This window comes from Streptomyces gilvus (assembly GCF_022513565.1).
GTDB lineage: Bacteria > Actinomycetota > Actinomycetes > Streptomycetales > Streptomycetaceae > Streptomyces > Streptomyces gilvus.
On record NZ_JAKWBE010000026.1, the window covers coordinates 19,423 to 35,968 of the forward strand.

Annotated in this window: 18 protein-coding genes and 1 pseudogene; 10 read left to right on the forward strand and 9 right to left on the reverse strand. The window is 72.0% G+C overall.

Annotated features, from left to right (window positions below; all coding sequences use genetic code 11):
* The first annotated feature begins 102 nt into the window (after positions 1–102).
* Positions 103–903, forward strand: coding sequence for a site-2 protease family protein (locus tag MKW14_RS30810; protein ID WP_240868097.1), 801 nt, complete (start codon positions 103–105; stop codon positions 901–903).
* On the opposite strand, the gene MKW14_RS30815 is transcribed toward MKW14_RS30810, so the two are convergent.
* Complete coding sequence (locus tag MKW14_RS30815) at positions 893–1,072, reverse strand: hypothetical protein (protein WP_240868099.1); 180 nt, start codon at positions 1,070–1,072, stop codon at positions 893–895. The two genes, MKW14_RS30810 and MKW14_RS30815, sit on opposite strands and share 11 nt — an antisense overlap.
* A gap of 74 nt (positions 1,073–1,146) precedes the next feature.
* Entirely contained in the window at positions 1,147–1,857 is a 711-nt protein-coding gene (gene npdG / locus MKW14_RS30820) for an NADPH-dependent F420 reductase (protein WP_240868101.1), read from the reverse strand.
* Positions 1,858–2,009: 152 nt separating this feature from the next.
* On the opposite strand from npdG, the gene MKW14_RS30825 reads away from it, so the two are divergent.
* Together MKW14_RS30825 and MKW14_RS30830 are read left to right on the forward strand one after the other, a co-directional pair.
* Entirely contained in the window at positions 2,010–2,627 is a 618-nt protein-coding gene (locus MKW14_RS30825; RefSeq protein ID WP_240868103.1) for a hypothetical protein, read from the forward strand.
* A gap of 61 nt (positions 2,628–2,688) precedes the next feature.
* Positions 2,689–3,286: pseudogene (locus MKW14_RS30830) on the forward strand (MFS transporter).
* On the opposite strand, the gene MKW14_RS30835 reads toward MKW14_RS30830, so the two are convergent.
* Positions 3,287–3,517 (reverse strand): hypothetical protein, encoded by a 231-nt coding sequence (locus MKW14_RS30835; RefSeq protein WP_133043019.1) that lies wholly within the window; start codon positions 3,515–3,517, stop codon positions 3,287–3,289.
* Between the two features lie 58 nt (positions 3,518–3,575).
* On the opposite strand from MKW14_RS30835, the gene map reads away from it, so the two are divergent.
* The gene (map, locus tag MKW14_RS30840; RefSeq protein WP_240868106.1) at positions 3,576–4,433 is read left to right on the forward strand and encodes a type I methionyl aminopeptidase; all 858 of its coding nucleotides are present in this window, start codon (positions 3,576–3,578) and stop codon (positions 4,431–4,433) included.
* A 19-nt stretch (positions 4,434–4,452) separates the two neighbouring features.
* Here map and MKW14_RS30845 read toward each other — a convergent pair whose 3' ends face one another.
* Positions 4,453–5,109, reverse strand: a complete 657-nt coding sequence (locus tag MKW14_RS30845) for a PhzF family phenazine biosynthesis protein (RefSeq protein WP_240868109.1) — start codon at positions 5,107–5,109, stop codon at positions 4,453–4,455.
* Positions 5,110–5,329: 220 nt separating this feature from the next.
* Between MKW14_RS30845 and efeO the strand changes: the two genes are divergently transcribed.
* From efeO to MKW14_RS30865, 4 genes are read left to right on the forward strand one after another with little or no spacing between them, the layout of a single operon-like run.
* Positions 5,330–6,484, forward strand: a complete 1,155-nt coding sequence (gene efeO, locus MKW14_RS30850; protein ID WP_240868112.1) for an iron uptake system protein EfeO — start codon at positions 5,330–5,332, stop codon at positions 6,482–6,484.
* Positions 6,485–6,497: 13 nt separating this feature from the next.
* Positions 6,498–7,787, forward strand: coding sequence for an iron uptake transporter deferrochelatase/peroxidase subunit (efeB, locus tag MKW14_RS30855; RefSeq protein ID WP_240868114.1), 1,290 nt, complete (start codon positions 6,498–6,500; stop codon positions 7,785–7,787).
* Between the two features lie 3 nt (positions 7,788–7,790).
* Positions 7,791–8,663, forward strand: coding sequence for an iron uptake transporter permease EfeU (gene efeU, locus MKW14_RS30860; RefSeq protein ID WP_240868116.1), 873 nt, complete (start codon positions 7,791–7,793; stop codon positions 8,661–8,663).
* Complete coding sequence (locus MKW14_RS30865) at positions 8,623–9,615, forward strand: SCO2278 family lipoprotein (protein WP_240868118.1); 993 nt, start codon at positions 8,623–8,625, stop codon at positions 9,613–9,615. The genes efeU and MKW14_RS30865 overlap by 41 nt, the downstream gene beginning before the upstream one ends.
* Positions 9,616–9,623: 8 nt before the next feature.
* On the opposite strand, the gene MKW14_RS30870 is transcribed toward MKW14_RS30865, so the two are convergent.
* Genes MKW14_RS30870 through MKW14_RS30890 form a run of 5 tightly spaced genes read right to left on the reverse strand, consistent with a single transcriptional unit; the run spans position 9,624 to position 14,531 of the window.
* Entirely contained in the window at positions 9,624–10,358 is a 735-nt protein-coding gene (locus tag MKW14_RS30870) for a bifunctional DNA primase/polymerase (protein WP_240868120.1), read from the reverse strand.
* The gene (locus MKW14_RS30875) at positions 10,359–11,054 is read right to left on the reverse strand and encodes a TetR/AcrR family transcriptional regulator (protein WP_240868123.1); all 696 of its coding nucleotides are present in this window, start codon (positions 11,052–11,054) and stop codon (positions 10,359–10,361) included.
* 25 nt (positions 11,055–11,079) lie between these two features.
* Positions 11,080–12,075: a small ribosomal subunit Rsm22 family protein gene (locus MKW14_RS30880; RefSeq protein WP_240868125.1), complete on the reverse strand. Its 996-nt coding sequence runs from the start codon at positions 12,073–12,075 to the stop codon at positions 11,080–11,082.
* A gap of 12 nt (positions 12,076–12,087) precedes the next feature.
* Positions 12,088–13,281, reverse strand: a complete 1,194-nt coding sequence (locus MKW14_RS30885; protein WP_240868127.1) for a serine hydrolase domain-containing protein — start codon at positions 13,279–13,281, stop codon at positions 12,088–12,090.
* A complete protein-coding gene (locus MKW14_RS30890) occupies positions 13,233–14,531 on the reverse strand; it encodes a multidrug effflux MFS transporter (protein ID WP_240868129.1) in 1,299 nt (432 codons plus the stop codon). Before MKW14_RS30890 ends, MKW14_RS30885 begins: the two co-directional genes overlap by 49 nt.
* Before the next feature lie 87 nt (positions 14,532–14,618).
* Between MKW14_RS30890 and MKW14_RS30895 the strand changes: the two genes are divergently transcribed.
* Both MKW14_RS30895 and MKW14_RS30900 read left to right on the forward strand, forming a co-directional pair.
* A complete protein-coding gene (locus MKW14_RS30895) occupies positions 14,619–15,674 on the forward strand; it encodes a Gfo/Idh/MocA family protein (RefSeq protein ID WP_240868310.1) in 1,056 nt (351 codons plus the stop codon).
* A gap of 95 nt (positions 15,675–15,769) precedes the next feature.
* Positions 15,770–16,528 carry an SDR family oxidoreductase gene (locus MKW14_RS30900; RefSeq protein ID WP_240868130.1) on the forward strand — a complete coding sequence of 253 codons (759 nt, stop codon included), beginning with the start codon at positions 15,770–15,772 and terminating at the stop codon, positions 16,526–16,528.
* Positions 16,529–16,546: the final 18 nt, after the last annotated feature.

A 16,546-nucleotide genomic window follows, 5' to 3' on the forward strand; every position in this document is an offset into this window, starting at 1 on the left:
CCCACCTTCCCCGGAACCTCGGGCCCACCGCGAGACGTTTTCACCTGTGCCCGGTACCGTCGGGCGTCCCATCGCGTGCACGTTCAGTCCAGGGAGCCACCAGTGACCACCGCGACCAGCCGCCACAGTGACCGGCGGATGAGCCCCGTCTTCGTCGGCATTCTCGCCGTCACGGCGGTCACCGGCTGGGCCACCTGGTCCGGTTTCGCCGAGCAGCCGGGCGTGGCCGTGTTCCTGTTCGTGACCGCGGCCTGGGTGGTGTCCCTGTGCCTGCACGAGTACGCGCACGCCCGCACCGCCCTGCACAGCGGCGACATCACCGTCGGCAGCAAGGGCTACCTGAGCCTCAATCCTCTCGCCTATACGCATGCCCTGCTCAGCATCGTACTGCCGGTGCTGTTCGTGATCATGGGCGGGATCGGTCTGCCGGGCGGTGCCGTCTTCATCGAGCGGAACCGGATCCGGGGCCGCTGGCGGCACAGTCTCATCTCCGCCGCCGGCCCGCTGACGAACGTCCTGTTCGCCGTCGTCTGCACGGCCCCGTTCTGGCTGCACGCCCTGGACGGCGTCCCCCGCGACTTCCGCTTCGCGCTCGCCTTCCTCGCGCTGCTCCAGGTCACGGCCGCGCTCCTGAACTTCCTGCCCGTGCCCGGCCTCGACGGCTACGGCGTCATCGAGCCCTGGCTGTCGTACAAGGTCAAGCGTCAGGTGGAGCCGTTCGCGCCGTTCGGCCTGCTGTTCGTGTTCGCGCTGCTGTGGGTGCCGTCGGTCAACAGCGCCTTCTTCGACGTGATCGACTCGATCCTGCGCAGCCTGGGAATCAACGAGTTCGACTCGTACTGCGGTCAGAATCTCTACCGCTTCTGGCAGAGCACGAACGAGGTCTGCTCGATCAGCTCGTGACCCGCCGGGCGTCCCGGGCGCGCTTGAGGTAGTACCAGCACATGTTCGACGACAGGCTCGCCAGCAGCACCCACACGACGCCCAGCCAGCTGCCCTGGACGAAGGAGACCACGGCCGCGGCCACGGAGAGCACGCAGACGATCAGGGCGTAGAGGGCGAGGCGGGGCATTTCGGTCGGCTCCTGTCAGCGGCTCGGGGAAGGGCTCGGGGGACACTGCTACGGCTCCAGTGTCCCCCACCCGCTCACACGTCCGTGACACGGAGCCCGGCGTGGGCCTTGTAGCGCCGGTTGACGGAGATCAGGTTGGCGACCAGGGACTCGACCTGGTGGGCGTTGCGCAGCCGGCCCGCGAAGATGCCGCGCATGCCGGGGATGCGGCCCGCGAGCGCCTGAACGATCTCGACGTCGGCCCGCACCTCGCCCAGCACCATCACATCGGTGTCGATCTCGGCGATCTCCGGGTCCTGGAGCAGCACGGCCGACAGATGGTGGAAGGCGGCGGTCACCCGCGAGTCCGGCAGCAGGGCCGCGGCCTGCTCCGCCGCGCTGCCCTCCTCCGGCTTGATCGCGTAGGCGCCCTTCTTGTCGAAGCCGAGCGGGTTCACGCAGTCGACGACCAGCTTCCCGGCCAGCTCCTCGCGGAGCGACTCCAGGGTCTTGCCGTGCCCGTCCCACGGTACGGCGACGATCACGACGTCACTGCGGCGCGCGCACTCGGCGTTGTCGGCGCCCTCGACGCCGTGCCCGAGTTCCCCGGCGGCGGTCTGCGCCCGGTCGGCGGCCCGCGAGCCGATGATCACCTTCTGGCCGGCCTTGGCGAGCCGGTAGGCCAGCCCCTTGCCCTGCGGCCCGGTCCCGCCGAGCACCCCGACGACGAGCCCGGAGACATCGGGGAGGTCCCAAGGGTCCTTGGCGGGGGCGGGAGTCTGTGCGGCACTGTCGGTAGAGGTCATGGGCCGACTTTACGTCCGCCCCGCCCCCGGCGATCAGGTGAGCCGCGTCACGGACAGCCGCCGGAAGAGGTGGGCCGCTCCGCTCCCCCGGTCGGGCGAATTCGGGGGGAACCGCGGGCCACGCGTGCCGGTTTGGTGCAGGATGCGGGCCCATGGACGCCGTACGGGTCGCGTTGCTGCGTGAAGTCCTCGCCGGGACCGAGTGGTTGGGGGCCACCCGGCGGTTCGCGGGGGCACTGCGCGGGTCGGTGGTCTCGCACGGGGGCGGGCTGCTGCTGGTGGGGACGCCGGAGTACGAGCCCTGGCATCTGGCCGCGCATCTGGTGGACGAGGCCGCGTGGTCGGGCACGCCGGAGCTGGCGCCGACTCTGGTACGGCACGGGGCGCGCGCGTCGGATCCGGCCCATCTGTCGGTCGGGCTCGGGCGGCTGGCGGCGGCCCGGCGGGGTGAGACGCTGCTGGTGGTGTCGCCCTCGGGGGTGCCGGGCGAGGCGCCGGACGTGCCGCTGCTGGAGCGGGTGCACGACGCGCGGCGGGCCGGGGCGACGGTGCTGGCGCTGGGCGGCGGCGAGGGCGAGTTGGAGTCGATGGCCCATGAGTCGCTCGCCGTCCCGGACGGTTCCGAGCTGGACCTGGACACGGTGCAGCATCTGGTCAGCGCGGCGGCCGGCGAGAACTCCCTGCCGGCTCCGCGCGTGCACCGGCGGCTGCGCGACCGTCTCTCCCGGCTGGCGGACCAGCTGACGGCACCGCCGCCGAGCGGCTGGTAGGGGCCGTAGCGCGGGAAAAGCGGTTGCTCCCGGTCCGCGCACCGGCCGACCATGACCGGTCGTGACCGACGACTCCCCCGCACCCGCCTCCCGGCTCCGCGCAATCCTGCCCGACCTCACACCCTGGCGGGCCTCCGCCGACTTCCGGCGGCTGTGGGTGTCGGGGGCGATCTCGACGTTCGGGAGCTTCCTGACGTTCGTCGCGCTGCCGGTGCAGTTGAAGGAGCTGACGGACTCGACGGCCGCGGTCGGCGCGATCGGAGCGGTGGAGCTGCTGCCGCTGGTGCTGTTCGGGCTGTACGGCGGCGCGCTCGCCGACGCGCTGGACAAGCGCCGGCTGATCATCTGGACGGAGGCCGGGCAGGGGCGCCATGTGGAACCAGACGATCCCGGACGAGCTGCGCGGGCGGCTCGCCGGGATCGAACTGCTGTCGTACTCCATCGGCCCCACCGTGGGCCAGGTCCGCTCCGGCGGATTCGCCGCCTGGTGGGGCGTACGGACGTCCGTGTGGTCCGGCGGCCTGCTGTGCGCGGGCGCGGTGGGCCTGCTCGCCCTGTGCCTGCCGGGGCTGATGGCCTACGACGTCCGCACGAACGAGCACGCGCTGCGGCTGCGCGACCGGCGGACGGCGGCCGCACCGGCCGAGGCCGGGGCCTGATCAGTCCTCGTCCGCGCTCCCCGCGGGGGCGTCATGCCACTTGGGGTCGTTCTCCCACTCGAGGTTGCGCTCCCGCGCGGTCTGCATCGCGTGCTCGGCCTCCTGCCGGGAGGCGTACGGCCCGAACCGGTCCTTGGCGGGACACTCCGGCCCCTCCTCCACCTTCTTGTGCTCGAGGCAGTAGAACCACTCCCCCGGCTTCCCGACCGTCCGCTTCTTGAACAAGGCCATGACCAGCTCCTCTCGCCACCGACATGTTCCCCCACCCCGGCTCGTTAGACTCGCTGGCATGTCTGGCCAGTCGCTGCTCGTACCAGGGGAGCTCTCTCCCACCCGTTCCGTTCCCGGTAACATCCGCCGGCCCGAGTACGTCGGCAAGCCCGCGCCGGCGCCGTACACCGGGCCGGAGGTGCAGACGCCCGAGACGGTCGAGGCGATGCGGGTCGCCGGGCGGATCGCCGCCCGGGCGATGGAGGAGGCCGCGAAGCTCATCTCGCCCGGGGTGACCACGGACGAGCTGGACAGGGTGGCGCACGAGTACATGTGCGACCACGGGGCCTACCCCTCGACGCTCGGCTACCGCGGCTTTCCCAAGTCCCTGTGCACCAGCGTCAACGAGGTGATCTGCCACGGCATTCCGGACTCGACGCTGCTGCGGGACGGCGACATCGTCAACCTGGACGTGACGGCGTACATCGGCGGGGTGCACGGCGACAACAACGCCACGTATCTGGTCGGGGACGTCGACGAGGAGAGCCGGCTGCTGGTGGAGCGCACCCGGGAGTCGCTGACCCGCGCGATCAAGGCGGTCAAGCCGGGCCGGCAGATCAACGTCATCGGGCGGGTCATCGAGTCGTACGCCAAGCGGTTCGGGTACGGGGTGGTGCGGGACTTCACCGGGCACGGGATCAACTCCTCGTTCCACTCCGGCCTGATCATCCCGCACTACGACAGCCCGCACGCGACGACCGTGATGCAGCCCGGCATGACGTTCACGATCGAGCCGATGCTGACGCTGGGGACGCACGAGTACGACATGTGGGACGACGGCTGGACGGTCGTCACCAAGGACCGCAGGCGCACGGCCCAGTTCGAGCACACGCTGGTGGTGACGGAGACCGGCGCGGACATCCTGACGCTGCCGTAGCCCGGTCGCCGCCGGTGTGTCAGCGCTCCGGCTGGCGTTCCAGGTAGACGCGGCCGCCGATCTCCACCCAGCCGTAGGGCTGCGGGGCGGTGAGGATCTGGGAGCCGGCGCCCTGGGTGATGTTGAGGGCGCGGCCCAGGCGGTCGGTGAGCAGCAGGGCCGCGGCGCCGGTCGCCTCGTCCTCGTCGATGCCGTCGTCGCGGCCGGGGAAGCCGCGGGCGCGGATCCGGCCGGCCGCCTCGTCCTCCCAGGCCCAGGCGTAGATCCACTCGCCCTTGGGCGGCACCTGCAGGTCGTCGACCTCGGCGGCTGAGGCGTACTGGCGCAGGGTGCGCGGCGGGACCCACTCGGCCCGGGCCTCGATCCAGCAGAACTCGCCGTCCTGGCGCGCGCCGACGAGACCGGCCGGGGTGACCAGTTCCTCCACGTCGAGCAGCCAGGCCGCGCCGACGCAGGGGTAGCCCGCGAAGGGCAGCCGTACGGAGGGCGTGTAGATGTCGATGACGCCGCGCTCGGGGTCGTCGACGAACACGGTCTCGCTGAACCCGAGTTTCGCGGCGAACGCCTGTCGCTCCGCGGGGTCGGGCAGGACGGATCCCTCGCGGACGACGCCGAGTTCGTTGCCGTATCCGCCGTTGGGCGCGCAGAAGACGCGGAGCACGTCGTAGTCGGTCACGGGGGCATTGAAACATCCAGCGCGGCTTTGAATTTCCCTTGACCATTACTTGGGGTGCGTTTTAGGTCAGCGTGATCGTTCCGTGCCCGTACGGCGTCCATGAGAGCTGAATCACCGCGTGGCTGGGTATCACTCAGGTAAGCCTTAGGTAAGTTAGGCGAGCCTCACCAATCTTTTGGTCCGTCCGACACGCGTTTTCTCGCCACCTCTTGGAGCCTGCATGCGAGCCGCCAGACTCTCCGTCGTCACCGCCGTCGCCAGTGCGGCGGCCCTGACCGCCGTCACGGGATGCACCGAGAAAAGCGAGGCCGCGAGCGGTGACCGCGTCATCAGCGTGAGCGCGACGGACTCCAAGTGCGAGACCTCCAAGAAGGAGATATCCGCCGGCCATGTCGAGCTGGCCATCGAGAACAAGGGCTCCAAGATCACCGAGGTCTACGTCCTCTTCCCGGACGACCGGGTCGTCACCGAGCGCGAGAACATCGGCCCCGGCACCAAGCAGAAGGTCACCGCCGAGGTGAAGGCCGGCGCCTACCAGATCGCCTGCAAGCCCGGCATGAAGGGCAAGGGCATCCGGCAGACACTCACGGTCACCGGCTCGGGCTCGGCCGCCAAACGGAACCCGCAGCTCGACAAGGCCGTCGCCGCCTACCGCGAGTACGCGCAGGAGCAGGCCGACGCGACGATCCCGAAGGTGGAGACGCTCGCCAAGGCGATCAAGGCCGGCGACCTCAAGGCCGCCCAGAACGCCTACGCCCCCTCCCGCGTCGGCTGGGAGCGCACCGAGCCGATCGCCGAGTCCTTCGGCGACATCGACCCCAAGACCGACACCCGCGCCGACGGCCTGGAGGCCGGACAGAAGTGGACCGGCTGGCACGCGCTGGAGAAGGCGCTGTGGCAGGACAAGAAGATCGGCGCCGAGCAGAAGACCCTCGCCGACCAGCTGGTCACCGATCTGAAGGACTGGCAGCAGCGGGTCGGCAAGGCGGAGATCACCCCGACCTCCATGGCCAACGGCGCCAAGGAACTGCTCGACGAGGTCGCCACCGGCAAGGTCACCGGCGAGGAGGACCGCTACGCGCACACCGACCTGAGCGACTTCAAGGCCAACGTCGAGGGCGCCCAGAAGGCGTACGAGCTGCTCAAGCCGGTCGCGCAGAAGAACGACAAGGCGCTGACCACCGAGCTGGACACGCAGTTCGCCGCGCTGAACAGCACGCTCGACAAGTACCGCTCCACCAAGGCGCGGGACAAGGCGCAGAACGGCTTCGTGTCGTACGACACCGTCACCAAGGAGCAGCGCAAGGAGCTCTCGGACGCGGTGAACGCGCTCGCCGAGCCCCTGTCGAAGCTCGCCGCCGCCGTCGTGAAGTAGGGACGAGACGACCATGACGGACACTCAGGAAGCCACCACCGCGGACGCCTCCGCGCAGAAACGGCCCTCCCGGCGTTCCCTGATCGGCTGGGGCGGCGCCGGCCTCGCGCTCGGTGCCGCCGCGGCCGGCGGCGCGGTCGCGGTGAGCCGCGCCGGCGACGACGTGGACCCGGCCGCCGCCGAGACGGGCGCCGCGGTCGCCTTCCACGGCGCCAACCAGGCGGGCATCGCCACACCGGTGCAGGACAGGCTGCACTTCGCCGCGTTCGACGTGCAGACCGAGGACCGCGCCGCGTTCGTGCGGATGCTGAAGGACTGGACGCGGGCCGCGCGCTTGATGACGGCCGGGAAGGCGGTCGGCGAGGGCGCGTACGGCGGTCTGGCCGAGGCCCCGCCGGACGACACGGGCGAGGCCCTGGGCCTGAAGCCCTCCCGGCTGACCCTCACCATCGGCTTCGGTCCGTCCCTGTTCGAGAAGTACGGCGAGAAGTTCGGGATCGCGGACCGGCGGCCCGAGGCCCTGGTGGACCTGCCGCAGTTCGCCGGCGACAACCTCGACAGGTCCCGCACCGGCGGCGACCTGTGCGTCCAGGCCTGCGCGGACGACCCGCAGGTGGCGGTGCACGCGATCCGCAACCTGGCCCGCATCGGCATGGGCACGGTCAACATCCGCTGGTCGCAGCTCGGCTTCGGCAAGACGTCGTCCACGACCCCGGACGCGCAGACCCCGCGCAACCTGATGGGCTTCAAGGACGGCACCCGCAACATCGCGGGAACCGAGACCGACCGGCTGAAGAAGTTCGTGTGGGTCGGCGAGAAGGACGGACCGGAGTGGATGGCCGGGGGCTCCTACCTGGTCGCCCGCCGCATCCGGATGCACATCGAGACCTGGGACCGCACCTCGCTGCAGGAGCAGGAGGACGTCTTCGGCCGGGACAAGGGCGAGGGCGCCCCGGTCGGCAAGGCCAAGGAGCACGACGAGCCGTTCCTGAAGGCGATGAAGCCCACCGCGCACGTGCGCCTCGCGCACCCCGACTCCAACGGCGGGATCACCATCCTGCGCCGGGGCTACTCCTTCACCGACGGCACCGACGGCCTCGGCCGGCTCGACGCGGGCCTGTTCTTCCTGGCCTACCAGCGTGACGTGCGCAAGGGGTTCATCCCGCTGCAGCGCAGGCTGTCGGCGCAGGACGCGCTCAACGAGTACATCCAGCACGTGGGTTCGGCGGTCTTCGCCGTCCCGCCGGGCGTCCGCGACAAGGACGACTGGTGGGGCGGCACGCTGTTCTCCAAGGAGGCGTAGCCCGTGTTCTCCAACTATCTGATCGGCCTGCGCGAGGGTCTGGAAGCCAGCCTCGTCGTCTGCATCCTGATCGCCTACCTCGTCAAGACCGGGCGCCGGGACGCCGTCCGGCCCATCTGGATCGGCATCTCCATCGCCGTCCTGATCGCCATGGGCTTCGGCTGCGTCCTCGAATTCGGCTCGCAGGAACTGACGTTCCAGGCGCAGGAGGCCCTCGGCGGCTCCCTGTCGATCATCGCGGTCGGCCTGGTGACGTGGATGGTCTTCTGGATGCGGCGCACGGCCCGGCATCTGAGGTCCGAACTGCACGGCAGGCTGGACGCGGCCCTCGCGATGGGCACGGGCGCGCTGGTCGCCACCGCCTTCCTCGCCGTCGGCCGGGAGGGCCTGGAGACCGCGCTGTTCGTGTGGGCGTCGGTGCACGCGGCCAGCGACGGCACCCCGCGCCCGCTGATCGGCGTGGCGCTCGGTCTGGCCACGGCGGTCTTCCTGGGCTGGCTGTTCTACCGGGGCGCCCTGAAGATCAACCTGGCCAGGTTCTTCACCTGGACCGGGGGCATGCTGGTCGTGGTCGCGGCGGGCGTGCTGGCGTACGGCTTCCACGATCTGCAGGAGGCCGACATCCTGCCCGGCCTGACCAGCCTCGCCTTCGACATCTCCGGCACCGTCCCGCCGGACAGCTGGTACGGGACCCTGCTGAAGGGCGTGTTCAACTTCCAGCCCGACCCGACCGTCCTCCAGGTCACGGTGTGGCTGCTGTACCTGGTCCCGACGCTCGCGGTGTTCTTCGCCCCGGTAGGGTTCGCCTCCGGGAAGGGGAAGGTGAAGGCACCTGATGAGCAGGGATCGCGGCCCTCGAAGGCTCCGCAGGCTTGACCGGAGGGTACTGATAGCGGCCACGGTGACCGCTTTGTCGCTCACGGCGAGCGGTTGTGTGGTGGTCCACGGGGAGCGCGAGGTGCTCCCCGCCTCCACCCGTGCGGAGGCCGCCAAGGCGCTGACGCAGTTCACGGCCGCGTACAACAAGGCGGACAAGGCGTACGACAGTTCACTGGACGCCGGCCATGTCACCGGCGCCCTCGGGGACATCGACGCGGCCCGCCTGAAGGCCGGTCACAAGACGAGTCCGGGCGGCAATCCGGCGCACACGCCGCTGGAGCTGACCAACGCCACGTTCATCATCCCCAAGAAGGCCGGCTGGCCCCGCTGGTTCGTCGCGGAGGCCAAGGGCAACAAGGGCGGCAACCTGCACTGGCTGCTGGTGTTCACCCGCAGCAGCCTGGCCGAGCCCTTCCAGGTGGCGTACCTGACGCTGATCACCCCGGGCTCGCTGCCGCGGATCAGGACGGACAAGGCCGGGTGGGCGCAGGCCGTTCCCGCGGACTCCGCCCAACTGGCCGTCGCGCCCCAGGACATGAGCCGCACCTACACGGCGTACCTGAAGAACGGCGGGAAGACCTTCGCCGACGGTCCGCACACCAGTGGCTGGCGGGCCGACCGGGCGAAGGACGCGAAGAAGCCCGGCCTGGTCACGCAGTTCATCGACGAACCGCTCGCCAGCGGCGACTACGCCCCGCTGGCGCTGCGCACGGCGGACGGCGGCGCGCTGGTGTTCTTCACCACCCGCCGCTTCGAGAAGGAGACCGCTGCCGCGGGCGCCTCGATCCCCACGCCGAACGCGAGCGTGCAGGCGCTGACGAGCGGCGAGATCAAGCAGTCGCTGACGATGGAGTTCGTCTCGAACGGCGTCGCCGTGGACCCCAGGGGCAGCGGCCCGGTGACGATGCTCTCCCGCCTGGAGGGCCTGACCTCGGCCCAGGGGTCCTAGGGACGCGCTCAGTGGCGCAGGGGCCAGGCCGTGCCCGCGTGGTCGGCTCCCTCGCCGGCGTGGCGGGCGCAGGCGTCGGTGAGGGTTTCCAGGAGGGTCAGGGGGTCGGGCAGGGGGTGTTCGGGGCCGCGTACCCAGTGCACGCCCTGGTCGCCGGGGAGGCGGGCGGGCGGTACGAGGACGTAGGAGCCGCGGCAGTGCCAGCGCAGGCCGGGGTGCTCGTCCATGGTCTCGGGGTGGCAGTCCAGCTCGCAGGGCCACCACTCGTCCTCGTCCTGGGGGGTGCCCCGGGTGAGGGTGAAGAACAGCAGTCGGCCGTCGTCGCTCTCGGCGACCGGGCCGACCTCGACGTCGGCGCCCAGCAGCCGCGCCAGCGCCTCCCGGCCGGCCTCCAGCGGCACGTCCAGGACGTCGTGAACCATGCCGGTCGCGGTGATGAAGTTGGCCTGCGGCTGGTGGCGGGCCCAGCGCTCGATCTGGGCGCGGTCGGTGGTGGACTGCGTCTGCCAGGCGAAGGACACCGGATGGCGGGCGGGCGTGGGACAGCCCACGCGGTCGCAGGAGCAGCGGTAGCCGGGGGCGGGGTGGGCGGCGGGCGCGAGCGGCAGGCCCGCCCCGGCGGCGGCCAGCAGCAGGGCCTCACGGCCGCCGTCGTCGGCGCCGTCCTCCTTGGGGCGGCGTCCGCGCAGCCACTGGGAGAGTTTGCCCTGCCGGCCGGTTCGGCCGCCGAACTCCGCGCTCATCTATCCCCTCGCCTCGCTGTCGTGCGGAACAGCATGCCCTATGGTCCCATCTTCCTCCGCTTCGGGGGGGCGGGGCCCCTGCCTGCGGGGGGCGAGACCGTACAGGGCGTAGTCGACGAGGGTGTCGGTGTACGCGTGGGAGATCGGGCCGGTGTGCTGCAGCCAGCGCTGGGCGAGGGGGGAGACGAAGAGTTCGAGGGCGATGCGCGGGTCGACGTCGGCGCGGACCTGCCCGGCGTCCTGGGCCGCGCGCAGCCGCTCGACGTACAACTGGAGCTGGGGTTCGAGCAGTTTGGCGACGAATTCACGGCCCAGCCGTTCGTTGACGAGGCCCTCGGCGGCGAGCGCGCGGGCGGGGACGTCGAAGCGGGGGTCGAGCAGTTCGTCCACGGTCGCCCGCAGCACGGCCCTGAGGTCGGCGGCGAGGTCGCCGGTGTCCGGGATCGTGTAGGGCTCCTGTCCGGCCTCCCGCGCGGTCCGCTCGCCCAGGTCCAGGAACGCCTCCAGCAGGACCTCCGCCTTGGAGGACCACCACCGGTAGATGGTCTGCTTGCCCACGCCGGCCCGTGCGGCGATCCCCTCGACGGTCGTCCTCGGGTACCCGGCCTCCGCGACGAGGGCGAGCGCGGCGTCGTAGATCGCGCGACGGGACCTCTCACTGCGCCGGGCGGCGTCGGGCGCGGACTTCTTGACCATGGTGCGACGGTATCGGGTCGCGGTGCTACGGCCGTGCGGTGTCGGGAGGCCAGGAGTCGCCCCAGTCGGCGTCACGGGCCGCCTTGTAGAGGTCGCCGTGGCGTTTGGTGACGGTGGTGCGGCGCAGTTGTTCGTCGGGCTCGCACAGGTCGAGGAGGACCTGGCCCTTCCTGATCTGCGGGCGCCTGATGACGCGCGAGGGGGCGGGGGCGGCGGGCAGGCGGGTGGCGGCGACGTAGCTGAACTTCTCGTCCTCGTACGCCAGTGAGCCGCCCTTGACCTGGCGGTGCAGGGAGGAGCGGCTGACCCGGGCGGAGAAGTGGCACCAGTCGGCGCCGGGGGCGATGGGGCAGGCGGCGCTGTGCGGGCAGGGCGCGGCGACCTGGAAGCCGGCGTCGGTCAGCCGTCGCCGGGCGTCGATGACGCGGGCGTATCCGGCGGGGGTGCCGGCCTCGACGATCACGACGGCCCGGGCGGCGGCAGCGGCGGCGTCGACGAGGGCGGCGCGGTCGGGTTCGGTGAGTTCGTTGAGGACGTAGGAGACGGTGACGAGATCGGTGCTCTCGAGGGTGAGCGCCGCTCCGATCCGAGAGCGCTGCCAGCGGGCGCCCCGCAGCGCCGGGTTGGCGGCGGCGATGTCCTCGCCGAGGGCGAGGGCGGGCTCGGACCAGTCCAGCACGGTGACCTCGCGCTCGCCGGTCCAGGTGGCGCTGACGGCCCAGGTGGCGGCCCCGGTGCCCCCGCCGACGTCGGTGTGGGTGGCGGGCACGAACCCGGGCACGGCCGCCGCGAAGGCGTCCAGGGCCGCCCGCACCGCCTCGAACGTCGCCGGCATCCGGTACGCGGCGTAGGCGGCCACGTCGGCGCGGTCGCGCAGGATGGGCGCGTCGGTGGGGGTGGCGCCCCGGTAGTTCGCGATCAGCCGGTCGACGGCGTGCGCGGCCTGCCTGGGCGGCAGTCCGTCGAGGAGCGCGGAGAGGGCGGAGCGCAGGGTCTCGGCCGGGGATACGGGGGCGTTCACCGGGGGATTCTCTCAGGTTCTGGCCATCGGTCCGATCTCGCGTACGGCCCGTGCCAGTCGGGTGGCCGCGGCCGCCCGCGGTCCGCTGTCCGGCGGCCGTCTGCGCGGGTGGACGGTGTTGGCCAGCAGCACCAGGAAGGTGTCCGTCGCCGGGTCCAGGACCAGCGACGTGCCCGTGAAGCCGGTGTGGCCCGCCGCTCCGCGTCCCGCCAGCTCGCCCATGAACCAGGGCTGGTCCACCGCGAAGCCCAGGCCGGGGGGTGTCAGCAGCAGCTCCACGAAGTCCGGGCCGAGGATGCGGGCGGGGCCGTAGGAGCCGCCGGCCAGCAGGGTGCGGCAGAACACCGCGAGGTCGCGGGCGGTGGAGAAGAGCCCGGCGTGCCCGGCCACTCCCCCGAGCGCCCAGGCGTTCTCGTCGTGGACGACGCCCCGCAGCATCCCCCGGTCCGCCTTGCCCCAGGGCCGCCGCTGGTCCTCGGTCGCCGCCGCGCCGGGGCAGGGCCCGAAGTCGGTGGAGGTCATGCCCAGCGGCCTGGTGATGCCCTCGTGGACCAGGACGTCCAGCGTGCGGCCGGTGACGCGTTCGAGGACGTACTGCAGGAGCAGCATGTTGAGGTCGGAGTACGTGTACGTGCCGGGCACGCCGATCGGCGCCTCGGCCCGCAGCGTCGCCATGCGCTCGGTGTCGTCAGCGCAGTCGTACAGCGGCAGTTCGGGCCGCAGTCCCGAGGTGTGGGTGAGCAGTTCCCGCACGGTGATCCCGTGCCTGACCGCCGCCCGGAACTCCGGCAGATAGGCGCCCACCCGGGCGTCGATGCCGAGGGTGCCCCGCTCGATCTGCTGGACCGCGGCGACGGAGGTGAACAGCTTGGTGAGGGAGGCCAGGTCGAAGGGCGTGCCGACGGCCATCGGGACGCGAGCCGCGGCCGGCAGCTCGATGCCCGCGTCGGTCTCCTCGTCGTAGCCGGAGTACCGTACGGCCCACCCCGCCGCCTCCTCGACGGCGATCACCGGCCCGCGTCCGGCGACCACGACGGTGCCCGCGGCCCAGGGGCGTGGCCCGACGGTGAGGTCGGTGACCTCCTGGACGAGGTGACGCAGCTCCACGGGATCGAGTCCGGCCCGTTCCGCGGTGTCGCCGCGCAGTCTCGGCGCGCTCAGCTCCCTGCTCCCTCCGTATCCGCACGTGTGTTCCAGGGACGGCACATTCCCATGAAACAGGCCAGGGCCACCAGTGCGGCCGCCAGCTGGACCACGGCCATCGGTACGGCCGTGTGCTCGCCGGCGATCCCGACCAGCGGGGAGGCGACGGCGCCGATGAGGAAGGAGGAGCTGCCGAGCAGCGCGGAGGCGGAGCCGGCGGAGTGCCGGGTGCGCATCAGGGCGAGCGCCTGGGCGTTGGGCAGGGTCACGCCCATCGCCGACATCAGCACGAAGAGCGCGGCGGCGACGGGGGCGAGGCCCGCCGCGCCGAGGGCGCCGGTCGACATCAGCAGCAGGGCGGTCGCGGCGGCGATCACGACCGCCAGGCCCACGCCCATGACCTTCTCCAGACTGACCCGCCCGACCAGCACCTTCCCGTTGATCTGGCCGACGATCACGAGCCCGACGGAGTTCAGGCCGAACAGCAGGCTGAAGGTCTGCGGGGAGGCGCCGTAGATGTCCTGGATGACGAACGGGGAGGCCGAGATGTACGCGAACAGCGCCGCGAACGTGAAGCCGCCCGCCAGCATGAAGCCGGTGAAGGGCAGGTCGGCCAGGAGCCGGCGCATCGAGTGCAGGGCCTCGCCGACACCGCCCGCCTGCCGCTCGGCGCACGGCAGGGTCTCGGGCAGCCGCGCCCACACCAGCCCGCCCAGCAGCAGGCCCACGACGGTGAGGACCACGAACACCCCGCGCCAGTCCGTCACCCGCAGGATCTGTCCGCCGATCAGCGGCGCGACGATCGGGGCGACCCCGGAGATCAGCATCAGGGTGGAGAAGAAGCGGGCCATCGCCGTGCCGTCGTACAGGTCGCGCACGACCGCCCGGGCGATCACTATGCCCGCCGCGCCCGCGAGGCCCTGCACCAGCCGGAAGGCGACCAGGACCTCGACGTTCGGGGCGAACGCGCACAGGGCGGTGGCGAGGACGTACACCGCGAGGCCGGTGAGCAGCGGGCGGCGGCGGCCCCACTTGTCGCTCATCGGGCCGACCACGAGCTGTCCGAGCGCCATGCCGAGCAGACAGGCGGTCAGGGTGAGCTGGACGGTGGCGGCGGGGGCGTGCAGGGCCTGGGTGACCTCGGGCAGCGAGGGCAGGTACATGTCCATCGCCAGCGGGGGTGTGGCGGTGAGGCCGCCCAGGATGAAGGTGACGAGCAGACCGGTCCGGCGCACCGCACGGACGGCGGCCGGTTCCGCTTCCGCTCCGGCCGCCTGTGTCATCTGTGGTGTCGAGGCCCCCTGCTCGGCCATGTGCCCCTCCCTTTCCGTTCGATACGCCACCTATGCTCTCAGCTCGTACACAGTGGCGAGGATCGCATGAGCGAGGGTGGGGCGGGCATGACGGCGGAGAGCGTGCGGTGGGGCGTCCTGGCGACCGGCGGGATCGCGGCCGCGTTCACGGCGGATCTGGTCGATCTGCCGGACGCCGAGGTGGTGGCGGTGGCCTCGCGGACCGAGGCGTCGGCGAAGGCGTTCGCGGAGCGGTTCGGGATCGAGCGGGCCTACGGCGACTGGGCCGCCCTCGCCGAGGACGCGGACATCGATGTCGTGTACGTCGCCACCCCGCACTCGGCGCACCGGGCGGCCGCCGGTCTGTGCCTTCAGGCCGGGCGGAACGTGCTGTGCGAGAAGGCGTTCACGCTGAACGCGCGCGAGGCCGAGGAGCTGGTCGCGCTCGCGCGGGGGCGGGGGAGCTTCCTGATGGAGGCGATGTGGATGTACTGCAATCCGCTGGTGCGGCGGCTGAAGCGGATGGTGGAGGACGGCGCGATCGGTGAGGTGCGCCATGTGCAGGCCGACTTCGGGCTGGCGGGGCACCTCCTGCCGGAGGCGAGGAATGGGACACTGCCGCCCTCGCACCGGCTGCGTGACCCCGCGCAGGGCGGGGGCTCGCTGCTGGATCTCGGGGTGTACCCGGTGTCGTTCGCGCAGCTGCTGCTCGGGGAGCCGTCGGACGTGACGGCGAGAGCGGTGCTCTCCGACGAGGGCGTCGATCTCCAGACGGGTGCACTGCTCTCCTACGAGAGCGGCGCTCTCGCCTCGGTGCACTGCTCCATCGTCGGCGGTACGGCGACCTCGGCCTCCGTCACCGGCTCGCACGGCCGCATCGACATCCCGCACGGCTTCTTCTTCCCGGACCGGTTCGTGCTGCACCGGGACGGCCGCGACCCGGAGGAGTTCGCCGCCGACCCGGCGGACGGACCGCGCAACAGTCTCAAGCACGAGGCCCGCGAGGTCATGCGCGCGCTGCGGGCCGGCGAGACCGAGTCCCCGCTCGTACCGCTGGACGGCACCCTCGCCGTGATGCGGACGCTCGACGCGATCCGCAACCGCGTCGGCGTCCGCTACCCGGGGGAGGACAGCGCGCCGGACCCGGCCCTCACGCCGGCTTGAGCCTGCGCGCGGGGCCGCTGCGGGCGCCGCGCGACGACTCCCGGCTGACGGACGGACCGGTTCCGCGTGCCGGACGCTCGCCTACGCTGCCGGGCATGACGGAGAGGGAATCGAAGACCGCGGTGGTGACCGGCGCGGGGTCCGGGATCGGACGGGCGGTCGCCGTGGAACTGTTGCGGGCGGGCTGGTCGGTGGCGCTGGCGGGGCGGCGGCCCGGGACGCTGGCGGAGACGGCGGCACTGGTGCCCGAGGGGGCCTCGGTGGCCGTACGCACCGACGTGTCGCAACCGGAGGACGTCGCCGCGCTGTTCGCGGCCGCCGTGGAGCGGTTCGGGCGGGTGGACCTGCTGTTCAACAACGCGGGGACGTTCGGGCCGGGCGGGGTGCCGGTGGAGGAGCTGCCGTACGACGCGTGGCGGCATGTGGTGGACACCAACCTCAACGGGGCGTTCCTGTGCGCGCAGGCGGCCTTCCGGCAGATGAAGGAGCAGGACCCGCAGGGCGGACGGATCATCAACAACGGCTCGATCTCGGCGCATACGCCCCGGCCGCTGTCCGTCGCCTACACGGCGACCAAGCACGCGCTGACCGGTCTGACCAAGTCGCTGTCCCTGGACGGGCGGCCGTACCGGATCGCGGTGGGGCAGATCGACATCGGCAACGCGGCGACCGACATGACGCGGCGGATGGAGACGGGGGCGTTGCAGGCGGACGGTTCGGTGGTGCCGGAGCCGGTGATGGACGTCGCCGATGTGGCGCGCACCGTGCGGCACATGGCGGAGCTGCCGCTGGAGGCGAACGTGCAGTTCGCGACGGTGCTGGCCACCGCGATGCCCTACGTGGGGCGGGGCTGACGGGGCCGACCGACCGTC